The following is a 7759-nucleotide window of genomic DNA, read 5'->3' as shown; positions in this document are numbered from 1 at the left end:
TAACGTGGAAAGTGCGGAAATTCAATAGGAATAGCCAGAAAATTCCTTTTATATCAATGTTTTTTGCATTCCTCGTTATAATTTACACGGGAATGAAGGATATAAGGGCCCAATTGAACTGTCTGCAGCACCATATCAAGAAACACAAAAGGGAGAGGACGGCTTACTAAGAAAAGTATGGATGTTCCCAGTGAAGTTGAAGTTTGGAGAAATACCGGTAGATGAAAGCCTTTTAGAGGATCATGAAGAAAAGAAAAGGCGGCAGGCACGAAAAATGTCTATGACTGAGCTTAAGCAAAAAGCTATAGACAATCAGAGTAAGAATGTATCCGTGAGAAGTGTCAAATCTACATCTTACATTCGAGATCCATATGTTTCAGAATACGCTAAGCGTATAGCTGATGGGAGATGTCAACTATGTGGAGAGGATGCACCATTTACTGACAACGAAGGTAAACCGTATCTGGAAACACATCACATAGAATGGCTATCAAAAGGTGGTGCAGACACCCTTAAAAATACTGTTGCTTTATGTCCGAATTGCCATAGGAAATTGCATGTGTTAAATCTTGATGAAGATAAGCAGAAAATCAATCGCATTACTAGCTAAAATAGTAGAGTTTGAAGAAAGGGAGTGATTCTTATATCTGGTAATTACGAAAAAATTGAATCATCAGTTAGAGATACTCTTGCTAGCGTAGTTTGGTCACATAAGATTCAAGAAAAGCAAGCAGATATCTACGATACTAGATTTAAGTGTATGGAAACGATGAAAATTATTGCGGCTTCTTTAACCTCTGTTGGAGTAGTGTCTTTGATTTTTACAGATCAATTGTGGATTAAAGTTTCTTCTGCATTAATTTCGTTCATTTCAGTCTTTGTGAGTGCTTATTTTAAATCATTTGATCTACAAATAATGGTTAACCAACATAAGGCTGCAGCGAATAATTTGCTGATCATAAGAGATGATTTGAAATTGCTTCTATTACAAATTAAACTGCAGGAAAGCACAACAACTAATTTATTTGAGAATTATAGGAGCACTGTGCATCAGCTTGATAAAATATATGCCGATGCGCCGAAAACTACTGATAAGGCAGTAGAAATGGCAAGAAAGGCACTGAATATAACTAAAGATAGTACATTTTCTGATTCAGAGATTGACAGTTTTTTGCCTATTGCTTTAAGGAAAGGAGGTAGAACACAATGAGTTTACCGGTATCAAAACGGGGTGAGGTTATTTCGAGAGATACTAGGAGTACCGTATCAACACGTTATCGAACTGTAACACGAGCAATAAACAGAGAATTTTGGAATAGCCAAAGCGAAACACAAAATAGCATGTATGTAGGGTCGTATGGACGAGGAACAGCAATTAGCACAAGTGATCTAGATATTTTAGTGGAACTTCCACAAAATGAATATAACCGCTTTGATTATGCTAGAGGCAATGGGCAATCACGTTTACTGCAGTCGGTTCGAAGTGCAATACAAATTGCTTATCCTCGGAGCGAGGTAAGAGCTGATGGACAGATAGTGAAAATCGCTTTTAGTGATGGTATACGATTTGAAATATTACCAGCCTTCAGAAGTATAAGTGTTTTTGGTCAGTGGGACGGTACATATATATATCCTGACACAAATATGGGTGGAAATTGGAGATCTACGAATCCAAAAGCTGAGCAAGATGCAATGAAACAAAAAAACATCAGTAGTAATGGATTGCTTTACGATACTTGTAAACATTTACGAAGTGTAAGAGACAATTACTTTAGTAGTTATCATTTGTCTGGAATAGTAATAGATAGTTTTGTATATACTGCTATGGGGAATTGGAGATGGACAACAAATGGTGAATCTTCTTCAGCGGCTACCGGAGAATACGAACGGGTTCTGCTTAACTATTTGACTCAAAATATATTGAGTTGGCCTTATAATTCTATGACAGCTCCAGGAAGTGGCCAGATTGTAGAAGTATCAAATAGCATAGTATGTTTGAAAAAAGTTGTTAGTTATATCGCTGAGTGATGATTCCATTCTTAAAATGACATGATATTGAAGTAATGTGATTGTTCAAATTCTTAATTATGAAGCATATCTTCTGAAGCTACTTCGGAAGCGGCAGCTGAATTAAAAGACGGCACATACACATTGGTTGAAAAGAACTTCGACACACGTGGCTGGAAAACTGAATTCTCGATCACTGTAGTGGACGGCAAAATCACAGAGTCAACTTTTGACAACGTGAACGAAGCCGGCGCGAAGAAATCCGAAGATGCAGAATACCAAGCAAACATGGCAGAAAAAGTTGGCGTAGGTCCTGCTGACTACTTCCCTCAATTGAACAATCAATTGATCGAAACGCAAGATCCAGAAGCGGTTGAAGTCGTTACTGGCGCTACACAATCATCTGACACTTTCAAAGAGTATGCACGATTGTTGATTGAAGCAGCTGAAGCTGGCGACACAACTACAATCGAAATCGACAACGCAGTCGAAGAATAAGGCGTTTTTCCACTTTTTTAGGTGGATTCAGCAAGAAAAAAGATTATTATAGACAGGTAGGGACAGCGTTCTTGTTCCTGCCTGTCTTTTTTAAATGGGATATGGGGTGAATCGATGAGAAAATATATGAATAAGCTCGTCTTGACCGGCGCCTTGTTGCTGTCGCTCCTTATCGGGGGATGCGGCAACGGCGGCGTGCAGGAAGAAACGGCGATACGCAAAGAGCCGTACGAGAAAACGGAATTTCTGATGGGCACCTATGTGACGGTGCGCGTTTATGATGAAGGTAAAGAGGCGGTGCTGGCAGAAGCTTTCGCTCATGTCGAGGAACTGGCCGACAAGATTACAGTGAATGAACCTGGATCTGAGATCGATGCGATCAACGCTGTTGCCGGGACGGAAGCGGTTGAACTATCTGAGGATATCTACCCGTTGGTGCGGAGTGCTTGGGATTACAGCAAGGCGTCCGATGGTAATTTCGACCTGTCGATTGGGCCGATCACGGAACTGTGGCACATCGGCTTCGAGGATGCTAGGAAGCCGGAGCAGAGTGAGATCGATGCGGCGCTGGCGTTGGTCGATTACGAACGCGTCGTGCTGGATGATGCAGCGCGGACGGTTCAGTTGGCTGATGCGGGGATGCGCTTGGACTTGGGTGCCATCGCAAAAGGCTATATCACCGACGAAGTGAAGGATTTGTTGGCGGAGAATGGTGTTACGACGGCCATCATCGATCTTGGCGGCAACGTTTATGTCATGGGCGGTTCGCCTTTGCGTGAAGGGGAGTCTTGGAATGTAGGCATCCAGGATCCGATGGCTGCGCGTGGGGAAACGATCGGCAAGACGAAACAAAAAAACCGTTCGATCGTGACTTCAGGCATTTACGAACGCTATATCGAAGTGGAGGGTGTCAGCTATCACCATCTGATGGATCCGGAAACGGGCTATCCGTTCGATAACGATATCGCCGGTGTTTCTATTTTGTCCGATAAATCGATCGATGGCGATGCCTTGTCGACGCTTGTCTTTGGCCTCGGGAGGGAAGCTGGTCTGGCATATGTCAACGAACGGGATGATATCGAAGCCGTTTTTGTGACTAAGGACAAGAAAGTCTACGTTTCGGATGGATTGATTGATAATTTTGAACTGACGAACGACGATTATGTTTGGGAAAATGAATAGGGGTGAAAGAGATGACTGTACCTGTATTTTTGGAATTTGTGGAAATCAAGACTAAGTTAGCCAGTTTGTTTCCGTTTGTGCTGGGTACCTTGTTTACGCTCTATCATTTCGGTAGCATCAATGCGCTGAACACTATTTTATTCTTTATAGCGATGGTCGTATTTGATATGGCGACGACGGCCATCAATAACACGATGGATTATGTAAAGGCGAAGAACCTGGTTTACCGTGATGAGGAAAACATCCTCGGAAAAGCTGGGATTTCCGTCAAACAAGCAGCCAAAATCATCGTTTCAATGATTGCCTTTGCAGCGCTGCTGGGATTGATCCTGACCGCTAGGACCGATCTGTTGCTGGTGATGATTGGGGCACTCTGCTTTGCGATTGGGATTCTTTATACATTCGGGCCTTTTCCGATTTCACGGATGCCCTTAGGTGAAGTGGCATCAGGGCTGACGATGGGCTTCGGAATCTTTTTCATCGCTGTTTTCGTGAATGTGCCGGCCGGAACGTTGGCGTCGTTTCTGTTGCAATGGCCGAATTTTACGTTGGCTGGAAGCATCGCGAATCTGCTGATCATTCTCTTGCAGTCAGCGCCGTTGGTGTTCAGCATCGCCAACATCATGTTGGCGAACAATATCTGCGACTATGAAACGGATATTTCCAATCACCGCTATACGTTGACTTTCTATATCGGGAAGCCCGTTGCAGTGCGTCTTTACGCCTGGTTGTACTATGGGGCTTTCGCCGCAACGACCCTTTCGGTATTGTTCGGAATCTATCCGGTTTGGATGCTGTTCATTTGGGCGATCTTCCCGATTGTTCAGCGCAACATCAACCGTTTCAAAGCTAAACAGGACAAAGCGACGACTTTTGACTTGGCAATCAAAAACCTGATTCTTTACCATGGGTTGGAGATCATCCTGTTGATCGTGTCTCTGATCCTGAAATGATCACCATCAGAAACGGAGCCCCTGCGGATGAGTTTTTCCTGAAGGAAATGACTTATCAGGCGATTTATTCGCCCAAAGGCGGGGGCTTTTTGCCGCGCAAAATATTGGAAGAACCTGCAATCCGGCGCTACTATGCGGACTTCGGCAGAGAAGGCGACGTGGCATTCATAGCATTATCGGATGATAAAGCCGTCGGAGCGGTGTGGGTTCGGCTTGCGACAACGGCCCAAAAAGGCTACGGTTTCGTACGCTCAGATGTGCCCGAACTCACAATCGCGGTGCAGCCGGCCTTCCGCGGGCGCGGTATCGGGACGGCGCTGTTGGAGCAGATGCTGACGCATCTGCATGCAACGGGTTTGGAGGCAGTGTCCTTGAGTGTGTCCCGCTCTAATCCGGCGCGCAAGCTCTATGAGCGGCACGGATTTTCCCTTGTGAAAAACCAGAAAAATTCTTGCACAATGTTGATTGAACTAACATGACTATACAAGTTGGCGTTTTCATTAAAATTCCTTAAGAATGCCCTTGGAATTGTGTCTGAAATGTTACTTCACGCTTTTAATGAAAAGGCAGTTGCGTTATAATGGCTGAGGATTCAAAGTACCTTATCTTTCAGAATCTTCATTTATTAATCAATAAAGCGCTATATTCATTTCCTGCATTATCCGTCCGTTTAAATAAAGAGAACAAGGTCAGTTGTCCTGTAACGGAGCTTTCCTTGTCCCTATTTGGAGGATTTAAAATGAAGGACAAAATTTTTGGTATTTTGCAGCGTGTTGGGCGTTCGTTTATGCTGCCAATCGCCATTTTGCCAGTAGCCGGACTCTTTTTGGGTATCGGTGGGTCATTTACTAATGCTACGACACTAGAAACATATGGTTTAACGGAACTGATGGGTCAAGGGACGTTCGTTTACGATGTATTGAACGTTATGAACCAGGCCGGATCGGTTGTCTTTGGGAACTTGCCGTTGATCTTCGCTGTCGGATGTGCCATCGGTATGGCGAAAGCTGAAAAAGCGACTGCCTCTTTGGCGGCTGCCATCGCCTTCCTGATCATGCATTCATCCATCGGCGCTATGATCGTAGCCCGTGGCGGCGCAGATCAGTTCATCGAAGGTTCCATCTCAAACGTATTGGGTATCGAGTCATTGCAAATGGGTGTTTTTGGAGGTATGATCGTCGGTTTGGGTGTTGCTGCACTTCATAATCGCTTTTATAAAATTCAATTACCAGCTGCTCTTTCGTTCTTTGAAGGCACTCGTTTTGTTCCGATCATCTCATCGATCGTCTACTTGTTCGTAGGTATCCTGATGGTCTTTATCTGGCCGCCAGTACAAGAAGGCATCAATGCGATCGGCGCTTTGGTACAAGGTTCCGGTTACGCTGGAACATGGCTTTACGGGTTTATGGAGCGTGCGTTGATTCCGTTCGGTCTGCACCACGTATTCTACTTGCCTTTCTGGCAAACAGCAGTGGGCGGCACGATGGAAGTCGGCGGAGCAATGATCGAAGGTGCGCAAAATATCTTCTTCGCACAATTGGCTGATCCTGACACAACCATCTTCAGCGTTGCGGCTACCCGCTTCATGTCAGGTAAATTCCCGTTGATGATCTTCGGCTTGCCTGGTGCTGCTTTAGCGATGTACCGCACAGCTAAACCAGAAAAAAGGAAAGAAGCCGGCGGACTATTGTTGTCTGCTGCCTTGACTTCCATGCTTACTGGTATCACTGAGCCGTTGGAATTCACATTCTTGTTTGTGGCGACACCGTTGTATGTCATCCACTCTGTTTTGGCCGGTGCTGCTTACATGTTGATGCATATGTTCAACGTTGGCGTCGGTATGACTTTCTCGGGCGGATTCATCGATATGTTCCTGTACGGCATCCTGCAAGGGAACGCCAAAACGAACTGGATTTGGATCGTATTTATCGGAATTGCTTACTTTGTAATCTATTACTTCTTGTTCTCGTTCTTGATCAAGAAGTTCAATTACAAGACGCCGGGTCGTGAAGATGATTCGACTGAAGTGAAGTTGTATACGCGTGCCGACATGAATGCGAAAGCGCAAGAAGGTACTTCAGAGGGTGCCTCAGTCGTGAAGAGCGAGACGGATGAAATGTCCGCTTCCATCATTTATGGTCTGGGTGGCGCAGCGAACATTGTGGACGTCGACAGCTGTGCGACACGTCTGCGTACAACCGTAGCAAACGGAGATTTGGTTGATGCAGAATTATTGAAAGGCACGGGAGCATCCGGCGTCATCCATAAAGGAAACGGCGTTCAAGTTGTTTACGGACCGAAAGTTTCTAATATCAAATCAAACCTGGAAGAATTCATCGAAAGCGGCAGTGCCGCAAAACTGCCTTCGAAAGAAGATTATTATGGTCTGAAGGCTGTTGAAAAAACAGAAGAAAAAGCTGAAGAAAAAGCGGCTCCTGCTGCTGAAGAAAAAGCGACAGTTGCCACTACTTTGCGTTCGCCTATCGCTGGTACCGCCATCCCCTTGACGCAAGTGGATGACGCTGCCTTCGCAAGTGAAGCATTGGGTAAAGGGGTCGCGATCGAACCTGCAGTCGGTGAAGTTGTTTCGCCGGTCAACGGTAAAGTCGTCATGGTTTTTGACACGAAGCATGCTATCGGTCTTGAATCGGACGAAGGGGTTGAAATTTTGATCCACATCGGACTGGATACAGTCAATCTGAAAGGTAAAGGTTTCACTACTTATGTCCAGGCTGGCGATTTGATTGAAGTAGGCGACAAGCTGGTTGATTTCGATATCGATTTCATCAAAGCTTCCGGTTACAAGACAACCACGCCTATGGTAATCACGAACACTTTCAATTATAAAAACATTGAAGTTGTTGCAGAAGGTACTGTAGATCTTGGCGATGCAATCGTTACAGTTCAATAAGAAGTAAGATGCAACACGGATAAGGTAATGCAGAAATGAATAGCGCAACAAAATGGTTTCCGGTTTCTGTTCCGGAGACCTTTTTGTGTTTTTGGGCACCTCCGCAAAAGAATCAATTACGCTGTTCTGGAGCCCTTGGGGCTCTAAGGATAGCGGATGTAGCAAAATAAAAATCGCCAAGGTGAAAGCCTGCTGTTACAGCACTTTC

8 protein-coding genes are annotated in these 7759 nt (G+C 44.7%); all 8 read left to right on the top strand.

Features of this window, described 5'->3' with window-relative positions; genetic code table 11:
* Window positions 1-190: 190 nt before the first annotated feature.
* The 8 genes from ACTCCX_RS11755 to ACTCCX_RS11720 all read left to right on the top strand — a co-directional run bounded on the left by ACTCCX_RS11755 (window position 191) and on the right by ACTCCX_RS11720 (window position 7551).
* Window positions 191-610 carry an HNH endonuclease gene (locus tag ACTCCX_RS11755; RefSeq protein WP_463276164.1) on the top strand — a complete coding sequence of 140 codons (420 nt, stop codon included), beginning with the start codon at window positions 191-193 and terminating at the stop codon, window positions 608-610.
* Window positions 611-634: 24 nt separating this feature from the next.
* Window positions 635-1210, top strand: a complete 576-nt coding sequence (locus ACTCCX_RS11750; RefSeq protein ID WP_463276163.1) for an SLATT domain-containing protein — start codon at window positions 635-637, stop codon at window positions 1208-1210.
* Window positions 1207-2028 carry an SMODS domain-containing nucleotidyltransferase gene (locus ACTCCX_RS11745; protein ID WP_463276162.1) on the top strand — a complete coding sequence of 274 codons (822 nt, stop codon included), beginning with the start codon at window positions 1207-1209 and terminating at the stop codon, window positions 2026-2028. The genes ACTCCX_RS11750 and ACTCCX_RS11745 overlap by 4 nt, the downstream gene beginning before the upstream one ends.
* 123 nt (window positions 2029-2151) lie before the next feature.
* Window positions 2152-2505 carry an FMN-binding protein gene (locus tag ACTCCX_RS11740; RefSeq protein WP_463276161.1) on the top strand — a complete coding sequence of 118 codons (354 nt, stop codon included), beginning with the start codon at window positions 2152-2154 and terminating at the stop codon, window positions 2503-2505.
* A gap of 126 nt (window positions 2506-2631) precedes the next feature.
* Window positions 2632-3687, top strand: coding sequence for an FAD:protein FMN transferase (locus ACTCCX_RS11735; protein ID WP_463276165.1), 1056 nt, complete (start codon window positions 2632-2634; stop codon window positions 3685-3687).
* An 11-nt stretch (window positions 3688-3698) separates the two neighbouring features.
* Complete coding sequence (gene menA / locus ACTCCX_RS11730) at window positions 3699-4640, top strand: 1,4-dihydroxy-2-naphthoate polyprenyltransferase (RefSeq protein ID WP_463276160.1); 942 nt, start codon at window positions 3699-3701, stop codon at window positions 4638-4640.
* Window positions 4637-5119 carry a GNAT family N-acetyltransferase gene (locus tag ACTCCX_RS11725; protein WP_068562462.1) on the top strand — a complete coding sequence of 161 codons (483 nt, stop codon included), beginning with the start codon at window positions 4637-4639 and terminating at the stop codon, window positions 5117-5119. The genes menA and ACTCCX_RS11725 overlap by 4 nt, the downstream gene beginning before the upstream one ends.
* 260 nt (window positions 5120-5379) lie before the next feature.
* Entirely contained in the window at window positions 5380-7551 is a 2172-nt protein-coding gene (locus tag ACTCCX_RS11720; protein WP_463276159.1) for a PTS transporter subunit IIABC, read from the top strand.
* Window positions 7552-7759 lie beyond the last annotated feature (208 nt).

Source organism: Trichococcus sp. (assembly GCF_055118575.1).
The sequence above is the reverse complement of the archived record's forward strand: the minus strand, read 5'-3'. Positions and strand labels throughout refer to the sequence as shown.